Source organism: Embleya sp. NPDC050154 (assembly GCF_044460165.1).
In the GTDB taxonomy this organism is placed as follows: Bacteria; Actinomycetota; Actinomycetes; order Streptomycetales; family Streptomycetaceae; genus Embleya.
The window spans coordinates 43,478-58,493 of the sequence record NZ_JBITJP010000019.1; the positions used below are offsets into that span (position 1 = coordinate 43,478).

Genomic DNA, 15,016 nt, shown 5'->3' on the forward strand with positions numbered 1-15,016 from the left:
CCACGATCCGCAGCGCGACCCTCATTCGGCGCCGACCGAACCCTGGCGGTGCGTCAGCACGTTGACCACCCGGCCGTTGGGGTCGCGGACGAAGAACCGGCGTACTCCCCACTCCTCGTCCTGCAAGGGGTGCACGATCTCCGCGCCGCTCGCCCGTACCGCCGCATGGACCGCGTCCACGTCATCGACCTCGACGCTCACGTCGGGTACGACCGGCGCGGTCTTGTCGTGGGTCATGAAGGTGATTTGCGCGGTGGGGTTCGACGACGAGGCGAGCGTCATCACCCAGCCTTGGTTCATCACCTCCTCGAAGCCCAGGAGGCCGTAGAAGTCCCGGCTCTCCGCCATGGCCTGCGAGGGAAAATCGGGCATCACGCGGCGAATGGACATGGGCAGCTCCTGGTGACGGGCCGGTGGGCAGCGAAGAACCACCCGTCGGCGGGCGGACACCGACGAGGGTGCCCGAAACCGCCACCGCGGTCTTGTACAAATGGGAACGCCACGCCGAACGGCCGACGACGGCCCGTTCCCGGCGACGGCCCGTCCGGCAGCCGCCCGGCTTCGACGGCGAGCCGCACAAGACGCGCCGTCGAACCGGTCGTCATCGGTCGGCCGTGTAGCGCTCCCAGGGACGGCCCGGGCCCAGGCCGCGGCCCCACCCGCTCGACGGCGGCCGCATGCCTGTCGGCCGACTGCCCGCCCGGCCCGCGCACGAAGCCGGCGCCGCCGCGTGCCGCGCGCTGTTCCGACCGGCTCCACACGAGACCGGCAAAAGCGTCCTTCTCCTTCATGGCCGATTACTCCATGACGGGCTTGTTCGATGCCCGGGCCTTCCCTCGCCGGGGAAAACTGCGTGCCGTGTCCGTTCGCACCGGGAAAGAATCGGCGCATGGTGGACATGCGAGCGTTCCGGGATGCGGTTACCGGCTGGGCGGCGGGCGGCCCCGGCGGGCCTGCGGGTGAGTTGGCCGTGCGACTGCGCGTGCGGACCGCGGTGTTGCTGGAAGGGCCGAGTGATCTCGCGGCCGTCGAGACGCTGGCCGCGCGGCGCGGCCGGGACCTGTCCTCCGAAGGGGTGTGCGCGCTGCCGATGGGCGGGGCGATGAGCGTCGGCCGGTACGCGGGCCTGCTCGGGCCGCCGGGGCTGGGGCTGCGCCTGGCCGGACTGTGCGACGAGGGCGAGCAGGGCTTCTACGACCGCGCTCTCGAGCGGGCCCGCGCACCGCGCCGCGGGTTCTTCGTGTGCGTGTCGGACCTGGAGGACGAACTCGTCCGCGCGCTGGGCGTGGCACGGGTCGAGGAGATCCTCGCGGCCGAGGGCGACCTTCGGGCCTGGCAGACCTTCGTGAGCCAACCCGCACACCGGGATCGGCCCTCGCACCAGCGGCTGCGGCGCTTTCTCGGTACGAAGAAGGGCCGCAAGATCCGCTACGGCCGGCTGTTGGTCGAGGCCCTCGACTCCGAGCGGGTACCCGCTCCCCTCGACGATCTGCTCGCGAGCCTGTGACCGGGGCACCGATCGAGACCGGCGGCGGCGCGGTGGCGGCGGTCAGTTCGAGAAGTCGGGCCGGTAGGGGCTGTGCATGGTGAGGAAACGGATGTCCAGATCGGACTGGAGATAGTCCATGCGGCTCTCCCAGAAGGCGCTCATCCGGGGGAGCGCCAGGTGGGCGTCGAGATCGGCCTGCGAGCGCCACGCCTCGTAGAAGACGAAGACTCCGGGTTCGTCGCGGTCCTCATGGAAGTGGTATTCGAGGCAACCGGGTTCCGCTCGTGTGGGCTCGACGAACGAGAGCAGGAGCTGCTTCAACTCGGCGGCGCGTTCGGGCTTGGGCCGGGCGGTGCCGACGAGGGTGAGCGGCTGGGGCATCGGATTCTCCTCCGGAAGGTAAGACGAAGTTCGTACCTAGTGCCCGGTGGACGCTAGCAAGACAGTAGGTATGATGCAAGCCGTACCTGGAAGAGAGGTGGCCGCATGCCCGACGACGAAGGTCATCCGGACGTCGAGGAGATCGAACTCGGCCGGGTGCTCTCGGCGCTGGCGGACCCGCTGCGTCGTCGGGTGGTGCGCGAGTTGGCCAACGAGCCCGATGCCACGGCGCGGACCTGTAGTTCCTTCGGGCTGCCGGTGTCCAAGGCGACCCTGACGCACCACTTCCGCACGCTGCGCGAGGCCGGGTTGGTCCGTCAGGTCGACCGGGGCAACAGCCGCATGGCCAGCCTGCGTCGAGCCGACGTCGAGCGGCGATTCCCGGGGCTGCTGGACATCATCGCTGCAGAACCGCAGGACTGACCCGCGGCGCGCCCCACGACCCGGGGGTCGGCTCCGTACCACCGGGCCGACCCGCGTGGCGGGCCGCAGTCCGCGGACTTCGTGGTGGCCGCGGCCGCCATGCGGGACGCCTACCGCCGGGTCGTCGTGCAGCGCTCGTACCTCGACCTACCCGCTCGTGCCGTCGTGACCTCGTTTATTTGGCGGGCGTGGCGTATTCGTGGATGTTGCCGGCGAAGTCGAAGACGACCGCGGTCTCGTCGCCGACGACCCACGCGTCGTGGCCGGGATCGCAGACGAAGACGTCACCCGCGCCGAGATCCTTCTCCTCACCGTCGTCCATGCGGATGTGCAGATGCCCTTGGGCCACGTAACCGTTGTGGTGGAACTGGCAACTGTCGGTCCCCGCGATGGGTCCGACATCCTGCGACCACCGCCAGCCCGGCTCGAATCGGGCAACGCCGAAATCGACGCCTTCCAAACTGACTACGTCGAGGTGGCCGTGCGGCATGTCGCGGCTCTCGTCGGCCTCGTTGATCGAACGCACAGCAAGCATGGTGAATCATCTCCTTCGGAGTCCACCACTTCCATCGTGCGCCTCATCGCGAGCGAACGCGAACGGAATCCCCGAACCGCAACCCGGGGCACCCATACGGGTGAGGACCCCTGGCCGGCGGGTCCGGCGGCGGGCCGGGAGTGCGGTGCGCGCGGTGGTCGGCCGCTTTGCGCGCGGGGGCCGTCTGCGAGGGAGCGGCACGGCAGCATGAGGAGCGCCGAGGGCCGCGGGGACGGCGCCGGCTCGGGAGAACGAAAGGTGACGGCAGATGCCCTACGGGATCATCCTCTTGCCCGACACGCGGACATCGGCACGCCTGGTGGCGTATGCCCGCTCCATTGCCCACGATGTGCCCACGATCATGTGTGTGGACGAAGTGCGCCGACCGCACCTGACGTTGCTGCACGTCGACTGTGGTCGGGCGGAGGCCGCCGAGCTGTGGGGGCGAACCTGCGCGACGGTCCCGGCGGAGTTGCCCGTGGTGTTGTCCGGTACGCAGATCGCCGCGTTCGCGACCGGCGACCCCTACGTGCCGCAAGGCGGTGTGTACGTCGGGTCGGAGGCGCTCCGCAGCGCCGACCTCGACGCGGCACACCGCGAAGTGCTCGGGCACGCCCGCGAGTTGTCACTGGGCACGCTCACCTCGGCGGGCGCGGACTATCGCCCGCACGTAACCCTGGCGGTGCTCGAGACGAGCGACCACGTCCTGGTGCCGGTGCCGCCGCAGGAGTTGTCGGTCCCGTTCACCGGCCGGCTCGCCTGGGGAGCCATGGGACCGTACGGGACCTTCCCGGACATCATCGAAATCCGGAACGCCGCGGCCACATGAGCGAACTGCGCGGTCGTCGCCGATGATGACGCGGCGGCGAGGGCGCCCGGGGGCTTCGGCGATTCGGGGTCGGTCAGCGCAGTACGGCTGCCAGCAGGTCGGTGCCCAGAGTTGTCACGTCGGGCAGGTTGAGGGTGTAGCGGACGTAACGGCCCTGGCGTCGGGCGGTGAGCAGACCCGCGCGGCGTAGGACGGCGAGGTGACGGGACACCTCCGGGGCTGACAACTCCCAGACGTGGGCCAGTTCGCCGGTGGTGTGCGGGCCGCGGGCCAGGGTGCGCAGCAGGCGCAGCCGTACCGGATGGGCGAGTGCCTCCAGGCGCAGGGTGACCGTTTCCAGTGGCACCGGTTCCGAAGGGCCCGACTCGGCCACGGGGTACTGCACCACCGGATGCCACCCGGGCGCGTGGACCACGACCAGGTGCGGGCGGTTGAAGACGGTGGGGATGAAGGTGACCCCGGTGTCGTGCGCGGTGGTCGCCTTGTCCTGCAGCTTGTCGATGACGATGCGGTCGCCGTCCGGTGCCAGCGCGATCGCGCCGGAGACCGATGCGAGGGCCGACCCGATGCCCTTGCGCTTCAGCAGGTCGTTCTTCAGGCGCAGGTCGGTGGCGAGTTGTACGGCGACGCCCGACCAAGCGGCGTCGAAGAAGGCCTCGGCGCACTGTTCGAGGGTTTCGCGCACCCACACCCGCACGGTGGCCGGGTCCGCGAGCAGCCGTTCCGCGAAGGCCTCCTGTCGTGCGCCGCGGGCCTGGGCCAGATCCAGGGCACGTTCGCGGGCGGTGGCGTCGGTGAGCGGCGAGGGCGCGACGAAGCGGACCCGGTTGCCGCCGCATGTGGTGACGAGTGCGGCGGTCACATATCTCTCGTCGTCGATCCGGTCCACGTCGCGCAGCTCCTCGGCGAGGGTCGGCCGGGGCCGGGCGGGGATCAGGAAGTCGGCCTGTGAGGAGCGCCAGAGGAAGTCCGCCTCCCGCAACCGTTCGGCGAGTTCCGGTGACAGCCCGGCCCAGACGTCCCCGGCCCAGGCGGCGAACTGCGGATGATGTCCGGGTTCGGCCAGCACGTGCAGCATCGCGGTCAGTTCGGCCAGCGGGGATGCGGCGAACCGCACTCGCTCGGACGGCAGGCCGCTGATGTCGATCCTCAAGGTCACCCCCTCATCATCACCGACCGTCCGACCGGCGACGGCGTCGATTGACGGTGTCCGTCAACCGACGCGGGCGAACCCGGCGGCCGAAAGCACCGTTGTCGCCATGCCAACCACCAGCAAGATCCGGCCCCGCGCCCTCGTCCGTGCCTCCGGAGGCCCCCGCTACGCCGTCGCCCTGGCCGTGGACGCGCTCGGCACCGGCCTGTTGCGGCCTTTTCTGCTGCTCTACGGGATGACGGTGCTGAGGTTGTCCGCTCCCGCCACCGGTATCGCCATGACGGTCGGCGTCGTCGTGGGCCTGGTGTGCATGCCCGCCGTGGGTCGATGGCTGGACCGGGGCGCACGCAGCACGGTCGTGGCGGCGTCGATGCTGGTGCGGGTGCTGGGAGTGGCGCTGCTGTTGGCCACCCCGGCGGGGCAGGTCTGGGTATTCGCGGCGGCGGCGCTGTTCCTCGGCATCGGCAACCAGGCGTGGCCGGCCGCCCACGCGGCTCTCGTGGCCACGATCGCCCACGGCCGGGAACGCGACGCCGCTCTCGCGGCGGGCCGTGCCCTGCGCAACGCGGGCCTGGGGGTGGGCGCGCTCCTCGCCACCGTGTGCCTGGCGGGCGGAGCCACCGCCTTGCAGGCACTGGCCGCCGTCACCGGGCTCGCCTATCTCACGGCGGCGGCCCTGGCGTGGTCGGTCCACCTGCACGCACGTCCGGCCGCCACCGCGGTCGAGGACCGGGACGAGGGGTCCGCTCCCCGTATGCGCGCCGTGTTGGCCGCCAACGTGGTGTACGTCTTCTGCCTCAACGTCCCCGAGATCGCCCTCCCGCTGGTGCTGGTGACGCAGTTGCACGCATCGCCCGTGTGGTCGGCGGCCATCTTCGTGGCCAACACGGTGCTGGTGGTCACGCTGCAGGTTCCGCTCACCGTACTGATGTCCCGGTTCTCCCGGCGCACCGTGCTGGCCCTGGCCGGTGTCGTACTCACCGCGTCCTACCTGGGCTTCCTCGCGGTCACCTCACTGGGGCACGGCTGGGCCGCCCCGGCCGTCGCGGTGATGTCCGTGGTCTGCACCGTCGGCGAGATCCTCTACGCCGGCAGTGCCACCGCCCTCGTCACCGCCCTCGCCCCGGCCCACGTCCTGGGACGATCCCTCGCCCGCTTCGAACTCTCCACGGGCTTCGGCCTCGCCGTCTCCCCCGCGGTCTTCACCGCTCTCGCACCGCACGGTCCGGCCGCGCTCTGGGGCAGCCTGGCCGCTGCGACGCTCCTCTCCGCGTCCGCGGTTGCCACCGAGAAGGACGAAGGAGCGCTTCTCGGCGAAAGCGCCCACCGGGCGCGAGCGGCCTCGTGAACTCGGGGGCGTCGCCACCGGTGATCCGCCGCCGAGCCCCGGTCCCGTGCCACCCGTGCATACGCCGAACCGGCGCTCCCCCGGATCCGCGGCGCGAGGGCCGGGTCCGGCACGACGAAGCGGCCCGGCGCCGAGGCCGGCAACCGACGACGAGCGGTGCCGGCGGCTCTCCGGGCCATGCCCTCACCGGCGGCGCCACGCGATCGTGGTGAACGGCGGTGGCCAAGGATGCGGATAGGGCGCGGCATCGCGCCCCCACCCGCCGGCTGCGCAACATCCTCCGCGGCCGGCACACCCGGCCACTCACCGCCGCATGTACCTTCCCCGGGACCCGCCGGCCGGCGGGTCCCGGGCGCCCTCGTCGACAGCGGCCTCGAGAGTTTCCTCCGCAACGCGGCCGACCGGATACCTCGGAACCCGCGCAATGGCCGATCCGGCCGGGCCCGGCTGCCCGACCGGGCGAACCGCGCAGGCGGGGTCCCTGCCGACGACTCGGGGTTCAGTTCTTGTGGGGATCGTGGGCCACGACGCAGAACGGGTGGCCGTCCGGGTCCTCCAACACCACGAAATCCGGGTCGTCCGGATAGTCCCACTCGGGTCGACCGGCACCCAGCCCGATCAGGCGTTCGACCTCGCCGGCCTGGTCGTCGGTGTACAGGTCCAGGTGGACCCGCACCGGTTCGACGCGCTCGCGCACCTCGCCGAGTTGAAGCGAGAGGGCGTGCCCGCTCCCGTCCGGTTCGACCAGGACGACGAAGTCGGTGTCCTCGGCGACCCGATCACGGGGGCGAAGCCCGAGCGCGGACGTCCAGAACTCGATCGCTCGCGGCAGATCGGTGGTGGTGATGACCGTACATCCCATGCGTAGCGTCATGTCCTTGCCGCTTCCCACCGACGATCGTTCGATTCCCCGCCCCCGTCGCGGGTAACGGCACCGCCGACGGCGATCACCCTCGCGACACGGAGCGGCCGGCCATGCCTTCCAAGAGCACCCCATCCCCCGGCTCGACCAAGACGGCCGAGACGAGGCGCGAGCTCGTCGGCGCGGTGCTCGCCGAGGCGGGCACGACATACGCCCGACAGGCCGGCATCCGCCTGACGAACAAGCCCGCGCCGCTGTGGCGGCTGCTCGTGCTGAGCAACTTGATCTCCACGCGCATCAAGGCCGATATCGCGGTGCGCGCGGCGCGGGAACTGATCGACGCGGGCGGCGGCACACCGAAGGGCATGGGAGACCTGACCTGGCAACAACGGGTGGACGCGCTCGGACGGGCGCATTACGTGCGCTACGACGAAGGCACCGCGACACGGCTCGGCGCATGCGCCGACCTGGCCCGCGACCGTTACGCGGGCGACCTGCGTCGCCTGGCGCGGGACGCCGGCGAACGCCGCGAACGAGTGCTGGAACTGTTGCGCGAATTCCCCGGCATCGGCCCGTCCGGCGCCTTGATCTTCTGCCGTGAGGCCCAGGAGGTGTGGCCCTTCCTGCGCCCGGTTCTGGACGAGAAGGCGCTCGCGGGGGCGACCCGTGTGGGCCTGCCGGAGACCGCCACCGCGTTGGCCGAACTGGTCGACGGCGACGACTTGGCGCGCTTCGCGGCGGCATTGGTACGCATCGACCTGAACCGCGACCTGGCGGCGAAGGTCACCGCGTCCGGGTAGGGACACCGGCGCGTCGTCGTAGGAAAAGGGCGGAAGAGTAGATATTTCGTTGTACGAGCCGATCCGCCCTGCGCATGAAGACCGTTGCCGGTGGAAACGGGACGCTGGAGTTCCCCTCGATCACTCGAAAGGAAAGAACCATGAACAGCAAAAAGAGGTTCGCCGTACTCGCCACCGCCGCAGCGCTGTTGACGGCGCCCGGTCTGGCGGTCAGTCAGGCGGTGGCGACGACGGGACCGGCGACCGGCCCCGCGGCCGCCGCCCCCTCGGTCGGCCCCGGCTGGCACCACGTGCAGGACTTCGCCCCCGAAGACCTGGGCGGCTGCCACACCAGGGGCCAGTGGTACCTGGACAACGGAGCCAACAGGTACGAGTGCCGACCTGCCGGAGTCTGGCAACTGTGGGTGCTCACGGACTCGTGAGCCGCCCCTCGGACGGGACCTCGGCGGCGCTTCGAAGCCACCGCCGTGGGTCCCGTCCGGGGATCCCGCGGCCGGCCCCCTTGACCTTGACACCGTGACAAGGTCTTGACTACGGCCGAGGAGGTGGTCCCGATGACCTTGCCGAAGCAGGAGGCGGATGTGCCGCGCGTCCTTCGGGCGCTGGAGGACGGCCGCTCCCCGGTGCGGCTGCGGGCGGCGATGGTCGCCGGCACGACCCCGGACCCGCGTTTCGTGGACAGGCTCGTCGAGCGATGCGCGATCGAGCCCGATTTCCAGGTGCGCGAGATGCTCACGTGGGCACTCACCCGCCACGCGTCGACGAGGACGGTCCCGGCACTTGTCGGTGAACTCGGCTCGGAGCGGGCGCAGGCCCGGAGCCAGGCGCTGCACACGCTGTCCAAGATCGGGGATCGCCAGGCGTGGCCGGCGATCACCCGGGCACTTCTGTCCGACCCGGACGACGAGGTGGCGCGAAGCGCTTGGCGGGCGGCGGTCGCACTCGTGCCAGAGGGTGAAGAGCCCGCGTTGGCCGCGGTATTGGCAACCCAACTCGGGCGCGGCGGGCGTGAGATCCGGCTGAGCCTCAGTCGGGCGCTGATCGCGCTCGATGAGGCGATCGTGCCGACCCTGCGCGCGGCGATGACGGATCTCGACCCCGACGTGCGCCGGCACGCGATCGCCACGGAGCGGCTGTTGCGCGACCCGGACGCGGGATTCGAGTTCGCCACCGAGGAGGCGAAGCGTGTCGTGGCACTCGGCAGGGCCGGCCAGAAGGAGTGACAGGCCGTGTTGATCGGTGATGTGGCACGACGGTCCGGGGTCAGCGCCCGCATGCTCAGGCATTACGAATCGCTCGGGTTGTTGCGGCCGACGGGTCGTACCGAAGGCGGTTATCGCGAGTATTCGGGGGAGGACATCCGGCGCATCTTCCACATCGAGAGCCTGCGATCCCTGGGGTTGTCGCTGCGTGAAGTCGGGTCCGCGCTGGATGATCCCGGCTTCCGGCCCGCGGATCTCGTCGACGACCTCGTCCTCCGGACGCGGGAACGCATCGCGCGTGAGACGGCGCTGCTGACGCGACTTCGTCGGATCGAGGCCGCGGAACCCGTCGGCTGGGAGGACGTCCTCCAGGTCGTCGCACTCCTCCAGGCCCTGACGTCGGAGAGCGCCGGGAAGCGCCAGCGCGCGGCGTTGGCGTCGGCCGAAGAGGTTCCGGTGCCGGTGGAAGCCCTCGTCGAGGCGGCGTTGAGCGAGACGGACCCGAACGTCGCCGGGGCCCTTCGATGGGCCTTGGCTCGATCGGGCGACGGCGAATGGGCGCAACCACTGGCGCAGGGCCTCGACTCACCGGCGGCCGAGGTGCGCGAACGTGCCGTCCGGGCCATCGCCGAGATTCCCGACGACGAGGCGTCCGCACTGCTGCGGGACGCCCTCACGCACTCCGACCTCGTGGTCCGCAGGTGTGCGGCTCTGGCGCTCGGTCCGCGCGGAGTGGCCGACGCGGTCCCGACGCTCGTGGACATGATCGTCCATGACACGAATGACGTCGAAGCGGCCGATGCGCTGAGCGCGTTGGCGAGTCGTCCCGCGTTGGCGGACGAGATCGCCACCAGGCTCGTCGACTGCCTCGCGCAGGGCACCGCAGCAGCGTCCGCACGTCGACGGCTGACCCAGGCACTTGCGGACATCCCGGGATCCACGGCGTCCCGCGCCCTGGCGGATCTGTCCCGTGACGAAGACCGTGCGGTCGCGCTCACGGCGGCATACATCCTCACGCTGCGCGACGCGTGATGACGGCTGCTTCCCGGGGGCCGTGCCCGCGTCCTCCATCGCCGCTGCCGCCGGATAATTGAACACGTTCAAATCCTCTGACATGATGCGTCGTGGTATCCGGGGAATGCTCCATGAGGGGACCATGGCATGACGAGTTCGCTGCTTCGGCCCAGGCGCCGAATCCACGAGGACACCGTCGATCGGAGAGTGGTCGCGGGAAGCACGGCGCCGACGCGGATCCTCGACTGGCCGGACCGGCGCGTGACCGCACTGGCCGAGCGTGCCGCGAGCACGGCGTCGGCCCGGCACCCGGAAAGCGTCGAGAACCCGGGAAAGGTCGAGAACCCGGTAAGCACCGAAGGCACGATGAACGCCCAGGATCCGAGCATCGCCGGGGATGCCGTCCGTCGGGTACAAGTCCTGCGTACAGCCCATCGTTTGATCGCCACAGCCGTCCGACCCGTGTACTCCGTGCAGGACGAACGGCCCACGTCGCAGGTGCTGCGCCTGGGTCGCGGATCGTGCAGCCAGCGCCTGGCCGTACTCGAAGCCGTGGCCCGCGCGTCCGGAGTGGCCACGCGGGTGCGCGGTCTGCTCCTGGACGGGGCGTTCTGGTATCCGAGGTTCCCGCACCTGCGTCGGATCGTCCCGGACCAAGTGGTGCTGGCCTGGCCGGAATTCCACCTGACGGGCCCGTCCACCGGCGAGCACCCCATGGCGCACTGGTTGACCGTCGCGGAACTCTTCGGCAACCTCGACGAGTTGAGCAACGGTCCTGGTGGCGGCTTCACCAACACCGGCCCGGAGACCCTCTTCGAGGCGCTGTCCAGGACGGCGATCGACTGGGACGGGACGACGCTGTGCCCGACCACCGATGCCCGCACCGCGTGCGACCTCTCCGGCTATGTCCTGGCAGACTTGGGCCACTTCGGCTCGCGCGACGAACTCTTCGCCCGACACGGCCAGACGTTGTGCCGCGTGGCGCGACTCGTCGCGGAACCCGTCCTCGGCCGACACTCGGCAGGGGCCCGGTAGTTCCGTACCGACCCGCCCGATGGAAGGCAGCATGTTCGTCCGGGTGAACCACCTCGTGCCAGGACTTCCGATGGGAGCCGACGAGGGGTGCGTCGGGTCGTGGCTGGTGGCAGGCAATCGGGAGTGGTGAGGAAGCGGCATGTCGATGTGGTTGACCCTGGTGAAGATCGAGCCTGCGGCACTCGGGGAGGTCGCGGATGCTCCGGGGCTGGTCGGCGGGTTGTTCGCCGACAGGGGCGGCAGCGGCTCGGTCGTCTCCGGTTTCCGTCCGCGGGTGGACCGCTACGGATGCGACTATCGCGTGCTGACCATGTCGGCCGAGGGCCGACTGGAGGCCGAGGGCGGTATGGAACGTTGGACCAAGGAGTATCCCTGGTTGGCCAGGGCGGTCGGGTACGGCTGCGACATCGTCGAGGGTGTCGAATTCGCGGGTGAGCCGGCGTACTTCCTGCCTCCGGAGCAGGTGGGGCCGGTGGCGGAGGGACTACGCGACGAGCGGTGGGCCACCGGCGCCGGCGCGTCCCGTCCGTGGAACGGGATCACCGGAGACAACACGTTCGAGGATCTGATCGTGTTCCTCACCGCAGCCGCCACCGAGGGCAAGGCCGTCATCAGCACGGTGACCTGACCACCCTCCGCCCTCCCCGATCCCCCACGCGCTGCCACTACGCGTCGGCGCAGGAGCACGCCCCGAAACGCGACGGCGCGGACCTGGTGATCCGCACCGCACAGCACTGCCGTGCCCGTGGGCAGTACTTCGGTCGTGGTCGCGTCCGAGGACTCGCCGGCGAGAGCGGGTCGGGCAACTCGCGCACCGTCCCGTGCCGTTCGTCCACCGGGAGGGTATGGGGATCGGATTTCGTACCCCAGGGGTTGCGGCTACCGGGCGAGCGGCCACAACTCGGGTCCTGGGTCGGGCGGCCACTCTCGTACCGGCCGGGGAGGCGGACGATCGTTCGCGGGCACGACGTCGTGGCGCCGATCGCGACGGAGACTTGTGGACATCCACCGAAGTCCGACCAGGTCGGACCAGGTCGGACCACGCCAGTCGGTCCCACGCGTGGACGACTCGGCTGATCCGTATCGTCGAAAGCGAGTTGCCATGCCTGTGCACCGGATATCCCGGGTCTATCGTTCGCTCGCCGTCCTGGCCACCGGCACGCTCATCGCGTGCGTCGCCCCCTCGGCGTTCGCCGCCGATCGCTCGGCCGCCGGCGATAAGCCCGGGCCGGGGATCCGGCGGGCAGCGGAAGGGCAGGCGTTGAATGTCGTCGCGGGCGTCGGAGGTCTCGCGGCACCCGCCACCGCGGTGCCCGGATTCGCCACGTTCCGGGTGGCCACCTCCGACCCGGGTCGTGGGCATGTGGGGCTGCTGCGACTGAACCCCGGCGTGTCCGTCGAGGCGTTCGTGCCGAATCTCGTGCGGGCACTGTCGCACGATCCGGACGGGATTCGCGACGGCGGCAACGCGGTCATGCGGGAGGCGACGTTCCTCGGCGGCGCGGCGACCGTCCCGGGGCGCTCGGTCTCGTTCGGGGTGACGCTTCGGCCCGGCACGTATTTCTGGGTCGACTTCCTCGACTTCGAGACGGCGAATCCGCCGGGCGTCGAGCGGGTGCGGACGCTGACCGTGACCGGCCGGCCGGACGCCACGCCCGGCCCCTCGCCCGAAGGCGTGATCGCCTCCATCCGGACGGGGGAGGGACCCCGCTACGTCGCGCCCGACCGGATCCGCTCCGGAGCGCCCCTGTTGGTGGTCAACCTCCTGCCCCGGCAGGTCAATGAGGCCATCCTCTACCCAGTGCCGGCCGGCACGACGAACGAACGGCTCGCCGAGTTCTTCCGCGCCCTGGACCGAGGCGAATGGGGCACACCGCCCTTCGATACGACTGCCGGCCTGGGCATGACCCCGCTGTCCCCCGGCCGCTCCGCCGTCCTCGACGCTCCCCTCGACGCGGGCCGCTACGCGCTCATCACGTGGGTCCACGACATCTCGGACGCCAAACGCCTGGGAGCCAAGGGCATGCACACTCTGATCGAGGTCGAATAGCCACGGAACGTCGCGGTCCCGACGAGGCAGCCCCGGGACTCCCGACCCTGGGCCTCGCCCCTGGCGCCCCGACCCTGGGACCCCCGGCGCGGGACTGGAATCCGGGACCGGATCCGACTTCGCCACACCGGTCGGCGCGCCGTTTCCGCCGTGCCGCAGCGAAGGGCACGCAGGGTCGATCGAAGAGCCGATCACCCCCACCGGCGGCCCGGTGCCGCCGCGGAGGGCGCGCGTCGCCGAACATCGCTCGGGGATTCATCTCATGAGCACCCACGACTCGCCGGACACGCCCGGATGCGCCTGCCGGGCCGGGTGCATCCGTGACCCGAGGCAATACGTCGGACCCGCGCCGAGGATTGCTGCGCGGCGTGACCACGACGCCGGGCCGGCCGCGGTGTACGGCCCGCCGCCGGCAGCACCGGGCGCACCGCCGCCGAACGGGTGGTCCGTCGTTGCACAGACCCGGACCGGGGAACACGGCCGTGGTGAACGAGGTCCCGCCGGGCCCGAGACGCGCCGCCGACGCCCGGCGCCCGGCGCGTTTCGACCACATCGGCACCCCTCGCGCAGCGGGCCCAGCCCAGCTCCGGGGATCCTCCGGGACCGCGTTCCGGTTCCGGGTGGTCCGCGTCGGATTCCTCGTCTCGCCGCCGATGGACTACTCGATGACGAGTTCGACCGGGATGTTGCCCCGGGTCGCGTTCGAGTACGGGCAGACCTGGTGGGTGGCCTCGATCAGCGCGCGTCCCTCCTCCGCGGACAGGTGTTCCGGCAGTTCCACCCGCAGGGTCACGCTGAGGCCGAAGCCGCCGTCGCCGTTCGCGTTCAGACCGACCTAGGCCGTCACCGAGGCGTCTGCGGCGTCCACCTTCTGCCGCTTGGACACGAGCTGCATCGCGCTCGCGAAGCACGCCGCGTAGCCCGCCGCGAACAGTTGCTCGGGGTTGGTCCCCACACCGTCCCCGCCGAGTTCCTTCTGCATGCCCAGCTTGACGTCGAGCTGTCCGTCGGAGCTCACCGCACGTCCGTCGCGTCCGGCGGAGGTGGCGATCGCGGTGTACAGGCTCATGGTCCCGCCCTTTCGAAGAGATAGACAGAGGGGTCTGTCTTGGCGTGAAACGAATGTAGACAGACCTGTCTGGTAAAGTCAAGGTGTGAGTACGACACCCTCCGACCACCGCCGCGAGAGCCCGGCCCGCCGCCGCGTCCTCGACACCGCGACCACGCTCTTCTACGCGGAGGGCGTGCACGCCGTGGGCGTGGACCGGATCATCGCCGAGGCCGGCGTGGCGAAGGCGACGTTCTACAACCACTTCCCGTCCAAGGACGAGTTGGTCCACGCCTACCTGGACGAGCAGTACCGCACACAGCGCGACGGTGCCGCGGCGCTGTTGGCGGGTTCGACCGACGTACCGCCGCGCGACGTGCTGCTGCGGGTCTTCGAGCTGATGACCGAGATCGGCCGCGAACCCGGCTTCCGGGGGTGCCCGTTCATCAACGCCGCCGCCGAATTCCCGGACGTGTCCCACCCGGTGCGCAAGGCGGTCCTCGACCACCGCACCTGGTTCCGCACAATGCTGACCGACCTGCTGACCGCCGCCGGCGACCCGCACCCCGTCGCGACGGCCGACATCCTGATGCTGCTGCGCGACGGCCTGGCGGTCGGCTGCTACCTGGACGACGCCGACGCCATCCGGCGGATCATCCCCGACGCCCTGAACCGCGTACTCGGCACACCCGGCGACGCGAACCACTGACCGACGGCGCGGCGCGGCACGGCGCGCGGCCCCCGACGCACACACCGGCGCGGCAGGTTCGGCCCCCGAGCGCCCCGTCTTCCACCCGGTCGACACCGGCACTCCGAGCCCGACCGTGACGCGGTACGTCTTCTACGC

17 protein-coding genes and 2 pseudogenes are annotated in these 15,016 nt (G+C 70.9%); 12 read left to right on the top strand and 7 right to left on the bottom strand.

Annotated elements, in window-relative coordinates; genetic code table 11:
- Positions 1-21: 21 nt before the first annotated feature.
- Positions 22-390 carry a VOC family protein gene (locus ACIBSV_RS33210; protein WP_395869686.1) on the bottom strand — a complete coding sequence of 123 codons (369 nt, stop codon included), beginning with the start codon at positions 388-390 and terminating at the stop codon, positions 22-24.
- Positions 391-889: 499 nt separating this feature from the next.
- Here ACIBSV_RS33210 and ACIBSV_RS33215 point away from each other — a divergent pair, with 499 nt between their 5' ends.
- Positions 890-1,507, top strand: coding sequence for a TOPRIM nucleotidyl transferase/hydrolase domain-containing protein (locus ACIBSV_RS33215; protein WP_395869688.1), 618 nt, complete (start codon positions 890-892; stop codon positions 1,505-1,507).
- 42 nt (positions 1,508-1,549) lie between these two features.
- Here ACIBSV_RS33215 and ACIBSV_RS33220 read toward each other — a convergent pair whose 3' ends face one another.
- The gene (locus tag ACIBSV_RS33220) at positions 1,550-1,870 is read right to left on the bottom strand and encodes a putative quinol monooxygenase (RefSeq protein ID WP_395869690.1); all 321 of its coding nucleotides are present in this window, start codon (positions 1,868-1,870) and stop codon (positions 1,550-1,552) included.
- A gap of 105 nt (positions 1,871-1,975) precedes the next feature.
- Here ACIBSV_RS33220 and ACIBSV_RS33225 point away from each other — a divergent pair, with 105 nt between their 5' ends.
- Positions 1,976-2,293, top strand: coding sequence for an ArsR/SmtB family transcription factor (locus ACIBSV_RS33225; RefSeq protein ID WP_395869692.1), 318 nt, complete (start codon positions 1,976-1,978; stop codon positions 2,291-2,293).
- Positions 2,294-2,468: 175 nt separating this feature from the next.
- On the opposite strand, the gene ACIBSV_RS33230 is transcribed toward ACIBSV_RS33225, so the two are convergent.
- A complete protein-coding gene (locus ACIBSV_RS33230) occupies positions 2,469-2,828 on the bottom strand; it encodes a cupin domain-containing protein (protein ID WP_395869693.1) in 360 nt (119 codons plus the stop codon).
- 268 nt (positions 2,829-3,096) lie between these two features.
- On the opposite strand from ACIBSV_RS33230, the gene ACIBSV_RS33235 reads away from it, so the two are divergent.
- A complete protein-coding gene (locus ACIBSV_RS33235) occupies positions 3,097-3,657 on the top strand; it encodes a hypothetical protein (protein WP_395869695.1) in 561 nt (186 codons plus the stop codon).
- A gap of 73 nt (positions 3,658-3,730) precedes the next feature.
- Here the strand turns inward: ACIBSV_RS33235 and ACIBSV_RS33240 are convergent, their stop codons facing one another.
- Positions 3,731-4,816 (bottom strand): DUF5937 family protein, encoded by a 1,086-nt coding sequence (locus tag ACIBSV_RS33240; protein ID WP_395869697.1) that lies wholly within the window; start codon positions 4,814-4,816, stop codon positions 3,731-3,733.
- Positions 4,817-4,916: 100 nt separating this feature from the next.
- Here ACIBSV_RS33240 and ACIBSV_RS33245 point away from each other — a divergent pair, with 100 nt between their 5' ends.
- The gene (locus tag ACIBSV_RS33245) at positions 4,917-6,158 is read left to right on the top strand and encodes an MFS transporter (protein ID WP_395869699.1); all 1,242 of its coding nucleotides are present in this window, start codon (positions 4,917-4,919) and stop codon (positions 6,156-6,158) included.
- Positions 6,159-6,350: 192 nt separating this feature from the next.
- On the opposite strand, the pseudogene ACIBSV_RS33250 reads toward ACIBSV_RS33245, so the two are convergent.
- Positions 6,351-6,425: pseudogene (locus tag ACIBSV_RS33250) on the bottom strand (DinB family protein); the annotation flags it as partial.
- Positions 6,426-6,657: 232 nt separating this feature from the next.
- Positions 6,658-7,032, bottom strand: coding sequence for a VOC family protein (locus ACIBSV_RS33255; protein WP_395869701.1), 375 nt, complete (start codon positions 7,030-7,032; stop codon positions 6,658-6,660).
- Positions 7,033-7,133: 101 nt separating this feature from the next.
- Here ACIBSV_RS33255 and ACIBSV_RS33260 point away from each other — a divergent pair, with 101 nt between their 5' ends.
- From ACIBSV_RS33260 to ACIBSV_RS33290, 7 genes are all read left to right on the top strand, one after another.
- Complete coding sequence (locus tag ACIBSV_RS33260; protein WP_395869702.1) at positions 7,134-7,820, top strand: endonuclease; 687 nt, start codon at positions 7,134-7,136, stop codon at positions 7,818-7,820.
- A gap of 140 nt (positions 7,821-7,960) precedes the next feature.
- Complete coding sequence (locus ACIBSV_RS33265) at positions 7,961-8,242, top strand: hypothetical protein (protein WP_395869703.1); 282 nt, start codon at positions 7,961-7,963, stop codon at positions 8,240-8,242.
- Between the two features lie 132 nt (positions 8,243-8,374).
- A complete protein-coding gene (locus ACIBSV_RS33270) occupies positions 8,375-9,043 on the top strand; it encodes a HEAT repeat domain-containing protein (protein ID WP_395869705.1) in 669 nt (222 codons plus the stop codon).
- Positions 9,044-9,049: 6 nt separating this feature from the next.
- Positions 9,050-10,054, top strand: coding sequence for a HEAT repeat domain-containing protein (locus ACIBSV_RS33275; protein ID WP_395869707.1), 1,005 nt, complete (start codon positions 9,050-9,052; stop codon positions 10,052-10,054).
- A 129-nt stretch (positions 10,055-10,183) separates the two neighbouring features.
- Complete coding sequence (locus ACIBSV_RS33280) at positions 10,184-11,071, top strand: transglutaminase domain-containing protein (RefSeq protein ID WP_395869709.1); 888 nt, start codon at positions 10,184-10,186, stop codon at positions 11,069-11,071.
- Between the two features lie 139 nt (positions 11,072-11,210).
- Positions 11,211-11,699, top strand: coding sequence for a hypothetical protein (locus ACIBSV_RS33285; RefSeq protein ID WP_395869711.1), 489 nt, complete (start codon positions 11,211-11,213; stop codon positions 11,697-11,699).
- Between the two features lie 474 nt (positions 11,700-12,173).
- Positions 12,174-13,121 (top strand): hypothetical protein, encoded by a 948-nt coding sequence (locus tag ACIBSV_RS33290; RefSeq protein ID WP_395869713.1) that lies wholly within the window; start codon positions 12,174-12,176, stop codon positions 13,119-13,121.
- A gap of 658 nt (positions 13,122-13,779) precedes the next feature.
- Here the strand turns inward: ACIBSV_RS33290 and ACIBSV_RS33295 are convergent.
- A pseudogene (locus ACIBSV_RS33295) lies at positions 13,780-14,190 on the bottom strand (organic hydroperoxide resistance protein).
- 85 nt (positions 14,191-14,275) lie between these two features.
- Here ACIBSV_RS33295 and ACIBSV_RS33300 point away from each other — a divergent pair.
- Positions 14,276-14,878 (top strand): TetR/AcrR family transcriptional regulator, encoded by a 603-nt coding sequence (locus ACIBSV_RS33300; RefSeq protein WP_395869715.1) that lies wholly within the window; start codon positions 14,276-14,278, stop codon positions 14,876-14,878.
- Positions 14,879-15,016 lie beyond the last annotated feature (138 nt).